Annotated in this window: 14 protein-coding genes and 2 pseudogenes; 9 read left to right on the forward strand and 7 right to left on the reverse strand. The window is 68.8% G+C overall.

Annotated elements, in window-relative coordinates; genetic code table 11:
• The first annotated feature begins 155 nt into the window (after positions 1-155).
• The 5 genes from TN53_RS35205 to TN53_RS35225 all read left to right on the forward strand — a co-directional run bounded on the left by TN53_RS35205 (position 156) and on the right by TN53_RS35225 (position 7,105).
• Positions 156-1,361 (forward strand): sensor histidine kinase, encoded by a 1,206-nt coding sequence (locus tag TN53_RS35205; protein WP_046262869.1) that lies wholly within the window; start codon positions 156-158, stop codon positions 1,359-1,361.
• A 161-nt stretch (positions 1,362-1,522) separates the two neighbouring features.
• Positions 1,523-2,869 carry a sensor histidine kinase gene (locus tag TN53_RS35210; protein WP_046262870.1) on the forward strand — a complete coding sequence of 449 codons (1,347 nt, stop codon included), beginning with the start codon at positions 1,523-1,525 and terminating at the stop codon, positions 2,867-2,869.
• Positions 2,870-3,191: 322 nt separating this feature from the next.
• Positions 3,192-3,851 (forward strand): response regulator transcription factor, encoded by a 660-nt coding sequence (locus TN53_RS35215; protein WP_324609639.1) that lies wholly within the window; start codon positions 3,192-3,194, stop codon positions 3,849-3,851.
• Positions 3,852-4,104: 253 nt separating this feature from the next.
• Entirely contained in the window at positions 4,105-6,033 is a 1,929-nt protein-coding gene (locus tag TN53_RS35220) for a 2-oxoacid:acceptor oxidoreductase subunit alpha (protein WP_046262872.1), read from the forward strand.
• Positions 6,026-7,105: a 2-oxoacid:ferredoxin oxidoreductase subunit beta gene (locus TN53_RS35225; RefSeq protein WP_046262873.1), complete on the forward strand. Its 1,080-nt coding sequence runs from the start codon at positions 6,026-6,028 to the stop codon at positions 7,103-7,105. The genes TN53_RS35220 and TN53_RS35225 overlap by 8 nt, the downstream gene beginning before the upstream one ends.
• A 55-nt stretch (positions 7,106-7,160) precedes the next feature.
• Here TN53_RS35225 and TN53_RS35230 read toward each other — a convergent pair whose 3' ends face one another.
• The 3 genes from TN53_RS35230 to TN53_RS35240 form a co-directional block, all read right to left on the reverse strand.
• The gene (locus tag TN53_RS35230; protein WP_046262874.1) at positions 7,161-7,349 is read right to left on the reverse strand and encodes a hypothetical protein; all 189 of its coding nucleotides are present in this window, start codon (positions 7,347-7,349) and stop codon (positions 7,161-7,163) included.
• A 230-nt stretch (positions 7,350-7,579) separates the two neighbouring features.
• Positions 7,580-8,131, reverse strand: coding sequence for a DUF6082 family protein (locus TN53_RS44295; RefSeq protein WP_052745364.1), 552 nt, complete (start codon positions 8,129-8,131; stop codon positions 7,580-7,582).
• Between the two features lie 241 nt (positions 8,132-8,372).
• Positions 8,373-8,765 (reverse strand): winged helix-turn-helix transcriptional regulator, encoded by a 393-nt coding sequence (locus TN53_RS35240; protein WP_046262875.1) that lies wholly within the window; start codon positions 8,763-8,765, stop codon positions 8,373-8,375.
• Positions 8,766-8,856: 91 nt separating this feature from the next.
• Here TN53_RS35240 and TN53_RS35245 point away from each other — a divergent pair, with 91 nt between their 5' ends.
• Together TN53_RS35245 and rarD are read left to right on the forward strand one after the other, a co-directional pair.
• Complete coding sequence (locus TN53_RS35245) at positions 8,857-9,711, forward strand: SDR family oxidoreductase (RefSeq protein WP_046262876.1); 855 nt, start codon at positions 8,857-8,859, stop codon at positions 9,709-9,711.
• A gap of 126 nt (positions 9,712-9,837) precedes the next feature.
• Positions 9,838-10,839 carry an EamA family transporter RarD gene (gene rarD, locus TN53_RS45895; RefSeq protein ID WP_095046902.1) on the forward strand — a complete coding sequence of 334 codons (1,002 nt, stop codon included), beginning with the start codon at positions 9,838-9,840 and terminating at the stop codon, positions 10,837-10,839.
• A gap of 80 nt (positions 10,840-10,919) precedes the next feature.
• Here the strand turns inward: rarD and TN53_RS35250 are convergent.
• A pseudogene (locus TN53_RS35250) lies at positions 10,920-12,155 on the reverse strand (MFS transporter); the annotation flags it as partial.
• Positions 12,156-12,163: 8 nt separating this feature from the next.
• Between TN53_RS35250 and TN53_RS35255 the strand changes: the two are divergent.
• Together TN53_RS35255 and TN53_RS35260 are read left to right on the forward strand one after the other, a co-directional pair.
• The gene (locus TN53_RS35255) at positions 12,164-12,598 is read left to right on the forward strand and encodes a winged helix-turn-helix transcriptional regulator (protein WP_046262877.1); all 435 of its coding nucleotides are present in this window, start codon (positions 12,164-12,166) and stop codon (positions 12,596-12,598) included.
• A 202-nt stretch (positions 12,599-12,800) separates the two neighbouring features.
• Positions 12,801-13,253, forward strand: a complete 453-nt coding sequence (locus TN53_RS35260; protein WP_046262878.1) for a VOC family protein — start codon at positions 12,801-12,803, stop codon at positions 13,251-13,253.
• Positions 13,254-13,369: 116 nt separating this feature from the next.
• Here TN53_RS35260 and TN53_RS35265 read toward each other — a convergent pair.
• From TN53_RS35265 to TN53_RS35270, 3 genes and pseudogenes are all read right to left on the reverse strand, one after another.
• A pseudogene (locus TN53_RS35265) lies at positions 13,370-14,388 on the reverse strand (RNA-guided endonuclease InsQ/TnpB family protein).
• Entirely contained in the window at positions 14,389-14,628 is a 240-nt protein-coding gene (locus TN53_RS48635; RefSeq protein ID WP_159038233.1) for a hypothetical protein, read from the reverse strand.
• A 215-nt stretch (positions 14,629-14,843) separates the two neighbouring features.
• Positions 14,844-15,404 carry a hypothetical protein gene (locus TN53_RS35270; RefSeq protein WP_324609638.1) on the reverse strand — a complete coding sequence of 187 codons (561 nt, stop codon included), beginning with the start codon at positions 15,402-15,404 and terminating at the stop codon, positions 14,844-14,846.
• Positions 15,405-15,654: the final 250 nt, after the last annotated feature.

The following is a 15,654-nucleotide window of genomic DNA, read 5'->3' on the forward strand; positions in this document are numbered from 1 at the left end:
CTGTTCGACGATCTGTACGCACGGGAGTCTAGGGCCTGCTAAAGAGACCGTAAGCAGCCCGTCACGGCTGAACCTGCCGGGGTGGGGTTTTCCCCAGGAGATCTCGGCGGCTCGCCTCATGGCGCCGCGGCGCGTCGCGCGGCACGCTAGCCCATATGACCGAACGCCCCAGACACTTCCCGGAACGGAAGGCCGAGGCCACCGCGCCGCTTCCGCCCGTCCGGTTCGCCTACGACGCGCACACCTGGAAGGAGATCGCGCATCTCCTCGTCAACCTTCCGGTGGCGTTGCTCGGGTTCGTCTATGTCACGACGGTGCTGTTCACCGGATTCTGGCTGACCGTGACCGTGATCGGGTTCCCGCTGCTCGCGGCCGGGCTGATGGGTGCGCGGAAGCTGGGCGCGATGGAGCGGGCGCGGGCCCGGAAGCTGCTCGGGGTGCGGATCGACGAGCCGAGTCCGCTGCCGTTGAAGACCAGTAACTCGGGCTTCTTCCAGCAGCTGTGGATGATGCTGAAGGACCCGGTTGGCTGGCGCACGATCCTGTACGACTTCATCCGGTTGCCCTGGGGCATCCTCACCTTCACCATCACGCTGACCTCACTGTTCGTGCTGTGGCCGGTGCTGCCGTTCATTGCGCGGGGCCTCGCCAACGCCGACCGGGCGATGGTGCGCGGACTGTTGTCGCCCTCCGACGAACTGGAGCGGCGGATCGCCGAACTGGAGTCGGACCGGGGGGTCGTGGTGGACGCGGCCGCGTCCGATCTGCGGCGCATCGAGCGCGATCTGCACGACGGGGCGCAGGCCCGGCTGGTCAATCTGGCGATGGGCCTCGGTCTGGCGAAGGAGAAGCTGCTGGAGGACCCCGAGTACGCGGCGGCGATGGTCTCGGAGGCGCACGGCGAGGTGAAGCTCGCGCTCCAGGAGCTGCGGGATCTGGCGCGGGGCATCCATCCCGCCGTACTCACCGACCGAGGGCTCGACGCCGCCCTGTCCTCCGTCGCCTCGCGCTGCACGGTGCCGGTGAAGGTGACGGCCGATCTGAACGCCAGACCGGCCGCGGCCATCGAGGGCATCGCCTATTTCACGGTGTCCGAGCTGCTGCAGAACGTCAGCAAGCACAGCGGGGCGAGGACCGCGTCCGTCGACGTGTGGCGCGCGGAGGACCGGCTTCTCATCCAGGTGTGGGACGACGGCCGCGGCGGCGCCCGCCTCGACGGCGGCACCGGTATGCAGGGCCTCGCGGAACGTCTCGGCGCCGTCGACGGCCTGTTCGTCATCGACTCCCCGCCGGGCGGTCCTACGACGGTGACGGCGGAGCTGCCGTGGCGGGACCGGTCGTTCGACACCGGCCGCAGGTGACACGCGTCGTAGGTGACATGGGTCGTAGGTAGGGAAAACCCCCCTCCCAAGACGCCGACGGACTCCATGGTCCGCCGACCTGCGGCCCAGCAGGGTGGAGGTACGACAGCGACACCACACTCCAGGCACCCCGGGCGGGGGACGAGAGAAGGACGACGCCGATGGCCACGGACTACGGACAGAGCTACGGGTTCCTCGACGAGCAGACGCGGCGGCGCCGGCTGCCGACGGGGCTGCGGGCGCCGTTCGAGGGGCGGACCTGGCGGGAGTTCGGATATGTGCTGCTGAGCCTGCCGATCAGCATCGTGCTGTTCACGTATGCCATCACGATGGTGTCCGTCGGCGCCGGGCTGCTGGTGACGTTCCTCGGGATTCCGGTCCTGGCGGCGGGGCTGGCCGGGTGCCGGGGGTTCGGGGCGTTGGAGCGGGCGCGGGCGCGGGGGCTGCTGGGGCTCGATGTCGCCGATCCGGAGCCGCTCAGGATGCGCGGGAGCGGGTTCCTGGCGTGGATGGGGGCCGTGCTGAAGAGCGGCACGTCCTGGCGGACGCTGCTCTACGCGGTGATCCAGCTGCCGTGGGCGGTGTTCTCGTTCGTCGTCGCCGTGACCTTCTGGACGTACGGGTGGGCGCTGCTGACGTATCCGCTGTGGTTCTGGCTCTTTCCGGTGTACGGCGGTCAGGACGGGCTTCAGCTGTACGGCGACGAGACCCACCACATCTATCTCGACAACCCGTTCGAGATCGGGGTGACCGCGCTGGTGGGGCTGCTGTTCACGCTGGCCACGCCGTGGATCGTGCGGGCGCTGACGATGGTGGACCGGGTGATGGTGCACGGGCTGCTCGGGCCGTCCCGGCTGGCCACGCGGGTGGTGGAGCTGGAGTCCGACCGGGGGGTCGTGGTGGATACGGCGGCGGCGGATCTGCGGCGCATCGAGCGCGATCTGCACGACGGGGCGCAGGCTCGGCTCGTCGCGCTGGCGATGGATCTGGGGCTGGCGAAGGAGAAGCTCACGGAGGATCCGCAGGCCGCGGCCCGGATGGTGGACGAGGCACACGGTGAGGTGAAGACCGCGCTGCAGGAGCTGCGGGATCTGGCGCGCGGGATTCATCCGGCGGTGCTGACGGATCGGGGGCTGGATGCGGCGTTGTCCTCGGTGGCGTCGCGGTGCACGGTGCCGGTGCAGGTGGAGGTGGACCTTCCGGCGCGGCCGGCGCCGGCGATCGAGGGGATCGCGTACTTCACGGTGTCGGAGCTGCTGCAGAACATCAGCAAGCATTCGCGGGCGACGTGGGCGGCCGTGGATGTGTGGCGGGTGGAGAACCGGTTGATGTTGCAGGTCGTGGACAACGGGGTGGGGGGTGCCGATACGGCTGCGGGGTCCGGGCTTGGTGGGCTGGCGGAGCGGCTGGATGCGGTGGACGGGATTCTGGTGGTGGATTCGCCGGTGGGCGGGCCTACGCGGGTCACGGCGGAGTTGCCTTGGCGGGGGGAGCGGGCGTTGGGATGACCCGGAGGTGCCTGCGGGCGGCGTGGGGTGCTTTTCGCCCCCCGCCGCCCTTACCCGTTCCCATCCCCCAGGGGCTGCCGCCCCTTCGACCCCGCTCCCTGGGGGCTGCGCCCCCACACCCCCGTCGGCCCTGAACAGGCCTCGTCCTCAATCGCCGGGCGGGCTGGAATGTCCTGAATCTGCGTCCGAAAGCGAACCGTACCCCCGTTGATTCCCGTCGGCCCGGCGCACCGGCATGCGAATGCTGGAATGCTGGACTTCGCCCGCCGGGGAGGCGGGCGTCGAGGCGGGTCGTGGGGGGCCGAGGATCGTGGAGGACAGGGTGCGGGTGGTCATCGCCGAGGATTCGGTTCTGCTCAGGGAAGGGCTGACCCGGCTGTTGACCGACCGTGGGCACGACGTCGTCGCCGGCGTCGGCGACGGGGAGGCACTGGTCAAGACCATTACGGAGCTGGACGCACAGGGGGAACTGCCCGACGTCGTCGTCGCCGATGTGCGGATGCCGCCGACGCACACCGACGAAGGGGTGCGGGCCGCCGTACAGCTGCGCAAGGCCCATCCCGGACTCGGGGTCCTGGTGCTGTCGCAGTACGTGGAGGAGCGGTACGCGACGGAACTGCTCGCCGGTTCCAGTCACGGCGTCGGCTATCTCCTCAAGGACCGGGTAGCCGAGGTTCGTGAGTTCGTGGACGCGGTTGTACGGGTCGCCGGGGGCGGTACGGCGCTGGACCCGGAGGTCGTCGCGCAGCTGCTGGGCCGCAGCCGCAAGCAGGACGTGCTCGCGGGACTCACCCCGCGGGAACGGGAGGTACTGGGGCTGATGGCCGAGGGACGGACGAACTCGGCGATCGCGCGGCAGCTCGTGGTGAGCGACGGCGCCGTCGAGAAGCACGTCAGCAACATCTTTCTGAAGCTGGGCCTCTCCCCGAGTGACGGGGATCACCGACGTGTTCTTGCGGTCCTCACCTATCTGAACTCCTGACGCCCTGACACCGTGTCAGCCATATGGGTGACACCGGTCAGGGGGTCCAGAACCGAACGTCAGCGGGGAGCGTCTTGTAGGGAAGCGCCGGGGGCGAGTAAATCATGACAAGTCAGGGCGGCAGACCGTCTCAAAATCGTGTCCATCATGCGAATGGCCACAGGAAGGCGACCCTTACAGACGTAGGGTTGATGCTGGGTGGGCCTGCGGGAGGGCCTGTCCCGGACAGCTGCCTCGAAGGAGGTCCAGTTCAGTGACCAGCCAGGTCAGTAGCCCAGCGGAGCAGGCCGACGAAGCCGTCGTGGGAGAGCAGCGCAAACCGGCAGGGACCAAGGACGTCCGCCGGCTGGACCGGGTCATCATTCGTTTCGCGGGCGATTCGGGTGACGGTATGCAGCTCACCGGTGACCGCTTCACCTCCGAGACAGCGACCTTCGGCAACGACCTCTCCACCCTGCCGAACTTCCCCGCCGAGATCCGGGCACCCGCCGGAACCCTGCCCGGCGTCTCCAGCTTCCAGCTGCACTTCGCCGACCACGACATCCTCACCCCGGGCGACGCACCCAACGTCCTGGTCGCGATGAACCCGGCCGCCCTCAAAGCCAACATCGCCGACCTGCCACGCGGCGCCGAGATCATCGTCAACACCGACGAATTCACCAAACGGGCCATGCAGAAAGTCGGCTACCCGGCCTCACCCCTGGAAGACGGCTCCCTGGACGGCTACAGCCTCCACCCCGTCCCCCTGACCACCCTGACCGTCGAAGCCCTCAAGGAATTCGACCTCAGCCGCAAAGAAGCCGAACGCAGCAAGAACATGTTCGCGCTCGGCCTCCTGTCCTGGATGTACCACCGGCCCACCGCCGGCACCGAACGCTTCCTGAAGACCAAGTTCGCCAGGAAACCCGAGATCATGAAGGCGAACCTGGCCGCCTTCCACGCCGGCTGGAACTTCGGCGAGACCACCGAGGACTTCGCCGTCTCCTACGAGGTCGCCCCCGCCGCCACCGCGTTCCCCACCGGCACCTACCGCAACATCTCCGGAAACCTGGCCCTGTCCTACGGACTCATCACCGCATCCCGCCAGGCAGACCTGCCCCTCTTCCTGGGCTCCTACCCCATCACCCCCGCCTCCGACATCCTCCACGAACTGAGCCGCCACAAGAACTTCGGCGTGCGCACCTTCCAGGCCGAGGACGAGATCGCCGGCATCGGCGCCGCACTGGGCGCCGCCTTCGGCGGCAGCCTCGCCGTGACCACCACCTCCGGCCCCGGCGTGGCCCTGAAGTCGGAGACCATCGGCCTGGCCGTCTCGCTGGAACTGCCGCTGCTGGTCATCGACATCCAGCGCGGCGGGCCCTCCACCGGCCTGCCCACCAAAACCGAACAGGCCGACCTGCTCCAGGCCATGTTCGGCCGCAACGGTGAGGCGCCGGTACCGATCGTCGCGCCGAAGACACCCGGGGACTGCTTCGATGCGGCGGTGGAGGCGGCACGGATCGCGCTGGCCTACCGCACCCCGGTCATGCTCCTCTCCGACGGCTACCTCGCCAACGGCTCCGAGCCCTGGCGCATCCCGGACATCGACGAACTCCCCGACCTCACCGTCCAGTTCACCCAGGGACCCAACCACACCCTGGACGACGGCACCGAGGTCTTCTGGCCCTACAAACGCGACCCGCAGACCCTGGCCCGCCCCTGGGCCATCCCGGGCACACCCGGCCTGGAACACCGCATCGGCGGCATCGAGAAACAGGACGGCACCGGCAACATCTCCTACGACCCCGCCAACCACGACTTCATGGTCCGCACCCGACAGGCCAAGATCGACGGCATCGACGTACCCGACATCGAGGTCGACGACCCACACGAGGCCCACACCCTCGTCCTGGGCTGGGGCTCCACCTACGGACCGATCACGGCAGCGGTACGGCGGCTGCGAGCGGCCGGGGAATCCATCGCACAGGCCCACCTACGCCACCTCAACCCCTTCCCCCGCAACCTCGGCACGGTGGTGAAGCGTTACGACAAGGTGGTGATCCCCGAGATGAACCTCGGGCAGCTCGCCACGCTGATCCGGGCGAAGTACCTGGTCGACGCCCACTCGTACAACCAGGTGAACGGCATGCCGTTCAAGGCCGAGCAGCTCGCCACGGCTCTCAAGGAGGCCATCGATGGCTGAGACGTCCACGGAAGGCACGGGCACGATCGAGGCGCTTTCCCTCGTTCCCAAGGCCGAGGGCCGGCAGTCCATGAAGGACTTCAAGTCCGACCAGGAAGTGCGCTGGTGCCCCGGCTGCGGTGACTACGCGATCCTCGCCGCCGTCCAGGGCTTCATGCCGGAACTGGGCCTGGCCAAAGAGAACATCGTCTTCGTCTCGGGCATCGGCTGCTCCTCCCGCTTCCCGTACTACATGGACACCTACGGCATGCACTCCATCCACGGCCGCGCACCCGCCATCGCGACGGGCCTGGCGACCTCGCGGCGTGATCTGTCGGTGTGGGTGGTGACCGGCGACGGCGACGCGCTGTCGATCGGCGGCAACCACCTCATCCACGCCCTGCGCCGCAACGTCAACCTCAAGATCCTGCTCTTCAACAACCGGATCTACGGCCTGACGAAGGGGCAGTACTCGCCGACGTCGGAGGTCGGGAAGATCACCAAGTCGACGCCGATGGGCTCGCTGGACGCCCCCTTCAATCCGGTGTCGCTGGCGATCGGCGCGGAGGCATCGTTCGTGGCGCGGACGGTGGACTCCGACCGCAAGCACCTGACCGAGGTCCTGCGCCAGGCAGCAGCTCATCCGGGCACAGCCCTCGTCGAGATCTACCAGAACTGCAACATCTTCAACGACGGCGCCTTCGAGGTCCTCAAGGACCGCCAGCAGGCCGAAGAAGCGGTCATCCGCCTGGAGCACGGCCAGCCGATCCGCTTCGGCGCCGACGGCTCGAAGGGGGTCGTACGGGACCGGCTCACCGGCGACCTGAAGGTGGTCACGGTGACGCCGGAGAACGAGGCGGAGGTCCTGGTCCACGACGCGCACTCGGCATCCCCGACCACCGCCTTCGCCCTCTCCCGCCTCGCCGACCCGGACACCCTGCACCACACCCCCATCGGAGTGCTCCGGTCCGTGAACCGGCCCGTCTACGACACGCAGATGGCCGACCAACTGGACACGGCGATCGAGCAGAACGGCAAGGGCGACCTGGCGGCGCTCCTCGCCGGCGGCGACACGTGGACGGTCGTCGGCTGACAGCCGGTGAACATGCGGAGGGCCCGGATGCGGTACGGCATCCGGGCCCTCGGCGTCAGGCGTCGGGAATATCTCTCTTGGCGCGCAGGAGAGTGTCTCGCGTGATGACGACGATGCGTTCGTAGTCGGCGCGGGCGGCGTCCGCCGGGAGCATCGCGTCGAGTTCGTCAGTGCGGTCGGTGCCGATCACCGCAAAGCTTCCGTCGCTGAGCTCGAACAGGTCAGGGCACGTTTCGCCATTCATACTCCCTCGCTGACGAGGGGAATCGCCGAGCCGGCGGACAACACTGACACTGGGGAGTTCGGTGTGCACGGAGACCCTGTTCTAGAGCCGGACAGAGTGAAGCCAGGCCCTTGGATTAGACGTGGTAGACGTCCAACCAAACCTATCAGGGTTCCCATGAGTCACGGATGAAAACCCCTTCCTCACCGGAAGGTTGAAAGGGTCTCATGGCCTTGACACTTGATGCCGAATCAGGTTTCCCCTGATGGTCCGACAACCCACCATTCATCCGGATCCTCAGCAAGCTCCTCCATGATCAAATCAACCGCTTTACCGACTTTCGCCTCGATTGATTCCGGCGGCAGGCTCCGGCGATGCTGATCAGTCATCCCCCAGTACTCCTTGAACACCTGATTTCGAGCCAGTACCCGCAGGTACCCAATCATTTCGACCCACCCGTAGGCGCCGATACGGTGCCCCAGGATGGTCGCGCTGTACTCGCGGTTGGCGAAGAGCACTTGCCGACGCTTGCCGTCGGAGAGGCTGTCGAGCGTGCTCATGGCAGACGCCAGCGCAGGATCCGACATGGCGTGATCCACCTGAGCCGCGGTGATGCGATGCAACTGGAGCAGGTTGGCGTTGCGGATCTCGTCGGCGAGACGCGTGACTTCGACCAGGAGCTGCAGGGCCAGGTCCTCCTGTCGCCGACGCCAAGCCTGGCGCGGAAAGGAGGGTCGTGTCCGACCTCGCCGCGCCCGCGCTGCAGAACCGATCCTGCGCGCGTCCGGATTCTCTGTGGCCAAAGCGAACCCCCGAGTCAGGCGTCCGGGCGCCGGTCGATGTCTCGTGGGCGGCACGAGGACCGGCGCGCGGGTGGGCACAACGCCCCGCCCCCAGCATGCCGGGCGGTTCAAGTCGGCGTGGGAGGCGGAAAGGGGGCGCATGGAAGGACGTACCGCTCGTGTCGACCAACGCCCTGTCATGTATGTGCCCGGCGAGCGCCGTCGGCATACGTTCGGCAGGCCCTGAGCGATTGCGTCATTCCTACTCAGAGGCCCGTTTCCGCGCGTCGTACCCCTCCCGCGCCTCCTGCACCGCCCCCATCCGCGCCTCCGTCCACGCCGCGAGCCCCCGCACCTGCTCCGCGGCCTCGCGGCCCAGGTCGGTGAGGGAGTAGTCGACGCGTGGGGGGATCACCGGTTTGGCGTCCCGGTGTACGAAGCCGTCCCGCTCCAGCGTCTGGAGGGTCTGGGTGAGCATCTTCTCGCTGACGCCGCGGCCGACGCCGCCGATCTCGCGGCGGAGCTCGCTGAAGCGGTACGAGCGGTCCAGGAGGGCGATCAGGACCAGGACGCCCCAGCGGCTGGTGACGTGCTCCAGGACCAGGCGGTGCGGGCACATGGCCTCGACACTCGTCTCCACGCTGCTTACTGCCATGCCAGTACCTTACTTCAAAGTGGGTACTTTCAAACAGTTAGCGCACCCCCTATGGTTAGCGTCACCGCACCCCACAAGGAGATCGCACACCATGAGCATCGTCGTCACCGGAGCCACCGGACACCTGGGCCGCCACGTCATCGAGCAGCTGCTGGAGAAGGTGCCGGCCGACCAGGTCACCGCCGTCGTCCGCAGCGCCGAGAAGGGCGCCGACTTCGCGGCGAAGGGTGTGCAGCTCGCGATCGCGGACTACAACACTCCCGAGACCTTCGGCAGCCTCTTCGCCTCCGGCGACAAGGTGCTGCTGATCTCCGGCAACGAGTTCGACAAGGGCCGGGTCAACCAGCACAAGGTCGTCATCGACGCCGCCAAGGCCGCCGGCGTGGCCCTGCTCGCGTACACCAGCGCCCCCGGCTCCCTCACCGCCGCGCTCGCCGACGACCACCGCGGCACCGAGGAGGCGCTCCTCGCCTCCGGCCTGCCGTACACGCTGCTGCGCAACGGCTGGTACCACGAGAACTACACCGAGAACCTCGCCCCCGTCCTCCAGTACAGCGCCGTCACCCAGGCCGCCGACGAGGGCCGGGTCTCCTCCGCCTCGCGCGCCGACTACGCGGCCGCCGCGGTCGCCGTGCTGACCGGCGAGGGCCACGAGAACCAGACGTACGAGCTGGGCGGCGACGAGGCGTGGAGCTTCGCCGAGTACGCGGCCGAGCTCAGCAGCCAGACCGGCAAGGAGATCGCCTACAACGCCGTCTCGACCGAGGAGTACACCGGCATCCTGGCCGGCGCCGGGCTGCCCGCGCCGCTCGCCGCGATCCTCGCGGGCGTGGACGCCTCCATAGCCAAGGGCGAGCTCGTCGTCTCCTCGGGTGACCTCTCCCGGCTCGCAGGCCGTCCGACCAGCCCGCTGTCCGAGGCGATCGCGGCCGGGCTCAAGGGCTGACACTCCCCCAAGGCCCTTGAGTCTCCGACCCCCGCCTGTCATGACCGTATAGCGATACGGGCATGACAGGCGGGGGTGCTCGGCGTTACCTTCGTGCAGGCGAGGTCGACGTGAGAGGGAGGGCCCGTGAGCGGGAAGCCGAGGGGTGAGCGGCACATAGGACTGCTGAACGGCTTCGCCGCGTACGGGATGTGGGGGCTGTTCCCGCTCTACTTCCCCCTGCTGAAGCCCGCCGGATCGGCCGAGGTGCTCGCCCACCGGATGGCCTGGTCCTTCCTCGTCGTCACCCTGGCGCTGGTCGTCGTACGACGCTGGAAGTGGGCCGGCGAGCTGCTGCGGCAGCCGCGCAAGCTCGCGCTCATCTCGGTCGCCGCGGCCACCATCGCCGTCAACTGGGGCGTCTACATCTGGGCCGTGAACAACGAACGGGTCGTCGAGGCCTCCCTCGGCTACTTCATCAACCCCCTGGTCACCATCGCGATGGGCGTGCTGCTCCTGAAGGAGCGGCTGCGGCCCGTGCAGTGGGCGGCGGTCGCCGTCGGTGGCGGCGCCGTGGTCGTGCTCACCGTCGGGTACGGGCGTCCGCCGTGGATCTCACTCGTTCTCGCGTTCTCCTTCGCCACGTACGGCCTGGTGAAGAAGAAGGTCAACCTCGGCGGACTCGAATCGCTCGCCGCCGAGACCGCGATCCAGTTCCTGCCCGCGCTGGGCTATCTGCTGTGGCTGACCGCGCACGGCGACGCCACGATCGCCACCGAGGGCCCGGGGCACGCCGCCCTGCTCGCCGGGACCGGCCTGGTCACCGCGCTCCCCCTGGTCTGCTTCGGCGCGGCGGCCATCCGCGTGCCCCTCTCCACCCTCGGTCTGCTCCAGTACCTCGCACCGGTGTTCCAGTTCCTGCTGGGCATCACCTACTTCCACGAGGCCATGCCGCCGGAGCGCTGGGCCGGCTTCTCGCTGGTCTGGCTGGCGCTGTCGCTGCTCACCTGGGACGCGCTGCGCACGGCTCGCAGGCTCAGGGCACAGACCAGCAGGCCCAGCGCCACCATCGCGACGGGCACCACGAGCGCCGTACGGAACGCGGAGAGCGTCGCCTCGGGCCCGGACCCGGTGGAAGCCAAGCCGTAGACGGCCGTCACCGCCGAGATCCCGACCGCCGAGCCGAACTGGGTGGACGTGGTCAGCAGGCCGCCGGCCAGCCCCTGCTCTGCGTCGCTCACCCCTTCGGTCGCCGCGATCGTCAGCGGCCCGTACGCCAGCGCGAAGGCGGTGCCCGCGACGAACAGCGTCGGCAGCATCGCCAGATACGGCCAGTCCATGCCGACCGGCAGGAACAGCCCGTACGCCACCACCGCCAGCACGAAGCCGACGACGATCACGCGCGCGTGCCCGAAACGCGCGACCAGCCGCGGGGTGAGAGTGGGCGCCAGTACGGCGTCGCATCCCATGATCACCAGGGCGATCGCGGTCTGGAGCGCCGACCAGCCACGCAGTTCCTGGAGGTACAGCGTCACGACGAACTGGAAGCCGAAGAAGGCCCCGACGAAGAGCATCATGCCGACGTTGGCACGGGCCACCGGCCCCTCGCGCAGGATGCCGAGCCGGACAAGGGGGTTCGCGCAGCGGCGTTCGACGGCCACGAAGAGCACGGCGAGCAGGAGCGCCGCGAGGGCCGATGCCGCCGTCAACGGCCAGCCGTGCAGGCCGTGCTCCAGCCGTACGACGGTGTAGGCGGCCAGCAGCATGGCGCCGGCGACGGTGATCGCGCCGGGCAGGTCGAAGCTCCGGCGCCCGGGCCGCGGGGCCTCCTGGTGCGGAATCAGCCGTACCGCGGCCACCAGCAGCGCGCCCGCCATCAGTACCGGGGCGAAGAACACCCAGCGCCAGTCGAGCGAGGTGAGCAGGCCGCCGATCACCAGGCCGAGCGAGAAGCCGCCGGCACCGGTACCGGCGTAGACGAGGAGGGCCTTGTCGCGCTGCGGGCCCGCCGGGTACGAGGTCGTGATCAGTGACAGTGCGGCCGGTGTCATGAACGCGGAGGCCATGCCGGTGACGAAGCGGGCGACGATCAGCATCCAGCCCTCGGTCGCGAACCCGCCGAGGCCGGAGAAGGCGAGGAAGACCGCCAGCCAGAGCAGGAACATCCGGCGGCGGCCGAGCAGGTCGGCGGCGCGGCCGCCGAGCAGGGTGAAGCCGGCGTAGCCGAGGACATAGGCGCTCATCACCCACGCCGCGGTGTCCGTCGCGAGACCGAGGTCGGATCTGATCGACGGGATCGCGATCGCCATCATCGCGATGTCGGCGCCCTCCAGGAAGATCGTTCCGCAGAGGACGAGTAACAGCGCCCACGCGCGCGTGCCCATGGCAGTGCTCCATAAGTAGGGGACGGTTACCCGAATGAGGGTCGGTTCCCTCTTGTAACCACCCCCAGCCTCAGGCAGCATCGACAGACATGGAAGAAGGCACTTCGAAGTCACCTGGTTACTGCGAGAGCACCGTGGACTACGGCGACGCCGACCCCTTCCAATGGGACACCCGGGAGGACTGTCAGGTAAGGCAGATCCTCGATCGGGTCGCCGACAAGTGGTCGCTTCTTGTCATCGCCCTGCTGGAGAACCGGCGGCTCCGCTTCACCGAACTGCGCCGGGAGATCGACGGCGTCAGCCAGCGCATGCTGACCGTGACACTGCGGCAGCTGGAGCGGGACGGGCTGGTGAAACGGACCGTGCATCCGGTGGTGCCGCCGCGGGTGGAGTACGAACTGACGCCGCTGGGCGGGACCTTGCACGCCACGATCCAGTCGCTGGTGACCTGGACGGAGGTGCATCAGGGGGAGATCGCGGCGGCGCGGGAGACGTACGACCGGCGGGGGGCGGAGGCGGTCTGAGCGGGCCGGGTGAATTCCACTGCGGTTCGGCAGCGCCCGAAGGGGCGCGGGGCTGTGTCAATGTGCGGCTGCCGCCGCGTGGGCGCGACCAGCCACGACAGCGCCGCAGACGAACAACAACCCGTCCACCGCACTTCCAGCGGAGCGCTTGGCGGGGCCGTGATGCCGGGCTTTGTCAGTGGGCGGCGCTATAAGTGAGTGCATGACTCCTGTGCACTGGAAGCTCGTCATCGATGCCGGAAACCCCCAAGCGCAGGCCGACTTCTGGGCCGCCGCGCTGGAGTACGAGATCGAGGACAACGACGCCTTGATCCAGCGTCTGCTGGAGCTCGGCGCCCTCCCCCGTGAGGCCACCGTCGAGTTCCACGCCCGGCTCGCCTTCCGCGACCTGGTCGCCGTACGACACCCCGACGATCCGTATGACAAGGACAGCGGCACCGGCCTCGGCCGACGGCTGCTGTTCCAGCGGGTTCCGGAGGAGAAGACGGTCAAGAACCGGCTCCATCTCGACCTGCACCCGGGCGAGGGGAAGCGGGCGTCCGAGGTGCAGCGGCTGACGGCGCTCGGCGCGAGCGTGCTGCGGGAGGTGAAGGAGGCCGGGGGTGAGTGGGTGGTGATGGCGGATCCGGAGGGGAACGAGTTCTGTGTGCAGTAGAGCCGGGTTTTCACGGCTCCGGAATGCGAACTCGGTGTCCTGATATCGCTCTTGACGGCGTATGGGGTGCCTGGATGTTGAATCCGCCCCTCCCTGAGCGGGAGGGGATTCCTGGCTCAGGCAGCCATCCGGGGCGGCGCCCCAGATGGTCTTATGCCCTCGACGCCAGCCGGGTCGAGACCAGCCCGGATGAGCATCACGCGTGCGGAGTTCTTGTCTCTCGGCGAGGAGATTCCGCAGCGAGTGCAGGTGTAGGTGCGCATGCCCAGCGGCTGGGGGTCCCCCCACGCCCTTAAGGCAGTGGGGGAGTGTGCTTGGCTCTCGCTCCGCACTGCGCGCAGTCCATCGTGGTGTGCGCGGGGTGGATCAGGTGCACGATCCTGCCATGCTTGCGGGCCATCTCGATCAGGGCCTGCTTGGTGGCGCCGATGGCGCCGATGGCGGCGTCCGCGGCCTTCTTGGCCATGGTGGTCCTGGCGAGGAATTTCGGCCTGAAGTCCTCTACGGCCAGGGCTTCATGGTCAGTCACTACTTTCTTGGCCCACTTACGGCCGGCGTCCTGGCGCTGGCGCGCGATCTTCTTGCATGCCCTGGCGCGCAGCCGCTTCGCCTCGCGGTAGCCCTTTGATCCTGCCTGCCCCTTCTCCGGCTTTCGGCGGGCCATCATCCGGTCGTACCGGGTCAGCTTCTTCTCGGCCTTCCTGCCGTGCCCGGCGTGCGGGAGATCGTGAGTGTCGGACGTGGTGGTGGCAGTCTCCTTCACACCCCAGTCGACGCCGATCGCCGCACCGGTTTCCGGCAGCGGCTCGACGGCGGCGGGGACGACGAAGCTGGCGTACCAGTGGCCAATGCTGTCCTGATAGACGCGGACGCTGGACGGAGCGGCGGGCAGCCCCCGCGACCACACCACGGTCAAGACGATCCCACCCGCCAGATGCAGAGTGCCGTCCTTCAGCTGGAAGCCGCGCCGGGTGTAGTTGAAAGTAGGCAGCGTCTCGCGCTTCTTCTTCCACCTCGGCATGCCCGCCCGGCGGTGCTGCGGAACCCGTTCACGGATGTCCTTCTGCGCCTTGGCCCTGGACTTGCCGAAGTCCCTGATGATCTGCTGCTGTGGTACCGAGGAGCCCTCGCGCAGTCACGGGATCGCCCCACGCGCCTCGGTCAGCATCCTGTCGAGCTGAGCCGGGCCGCACGTCTGCTTCTTATCGCCGGCCTTGTTGTGCAGGTGCACGGCTTTGGACTTGGCCACGCACTCGTTCCACGCCCACCGGCACCGGTCCCACTCCGCCGTGAGGGCTGTGCGGACACTGGAGGACACCCGCAGCCTGTATGTGTACCGGGCATGCCCCATCCCGTCGGCTGTCACTGTCGCCACGCCATCACCCCCGCCCACGTATGGTCATCGACCCCTGCCAGACGACTATGCGTGCGAGATCCGTACACCCGCACCCTTCTCCCGCCGCGATCACCCCAATCAGCGATCACGGGCACAGGCGTTCGGCTTCACCTGGCGCTGGTGGGCAGGCCGCAGCACAGCACACGTTGGCGTATGTGGTGCGGAATCTGTCGTCCTAGGGGTCTGGTTTCCGGCTAGGGGTTGAGCTTGCGGGCGCGCTCGGCGAGACGGCCCATCCGGGTCCGGGCCGACTCGAGTTGCTCGATGTCCTCGGCTGCCGGGCCGCCCTCCATGGCCAGCTCGGTCCACAGGCCGATCAGGTCGACTCCCATGCGCAGGCCCTGCTCGGGGTCGCGTACGGCACGCCAGGCGGTCGCCGCGCTCTGGATGTTGCCGTACGCGGCCTCCGTGTCCCTCGCGTGGTGGCGGGTGCGGGCCAGGTCCAGGGAGAGTCCGAAGGCGCGGGTCGGGTCGCCGGCCAAGTAGGCGATGTACGCGGTGAGTTCGAGCAGCCGCAGCACCTCGGGGTGCTCCGGGCCGAGCGTGTGGGAGGCCTCGCCGACGGTCTGCTCGGCGAGCTGCGCGGCCTCCGTCACCCGGCCCGCCTTCACGGCCTCGTTGATCCGCGCCATCGGCCCGGCCAGGAACACGGTCCCGCCACCGTCGTACGCCGTCGCCGGATCGTCCCCGAGCACGGCCTCGGCCACGGCATCGAAGCCGCGGGGCGGGGTGGGCTTGGGATCGGGCTCGTCCACGGGAGTGGCGGCGGTGAAGCCGAGGATGGGCTTGCGGGCGGGCGTGGGCCTGGAGGCGGGTGCGAGGCCGGAGGTGGGCGCAGCCCCCGGCGCCGGGGCGGGAGGGGAGGCGGGTGCAGGGCCGGAGGACGGCGCTGCCCCGGAGGCGGGTGCGGGACCGGAAGTCGGCGCGGGACCGGAAGTCGGCGCGGGACCGGAAGTCGGCGCGGGACCGGAAGTCGGCGCGGGACCGGAAGTCGGCGCGGGACCG

It is taken from the genome of Streptomyces sp. WM6386 (genome assembly GCF_000972385.1).
Classification (GTDB): domain Bacteria; phylum Actinomycetota; class Actinomycetes; order Streptomycetales; family Streptomycetaceae; genus Streptomyces.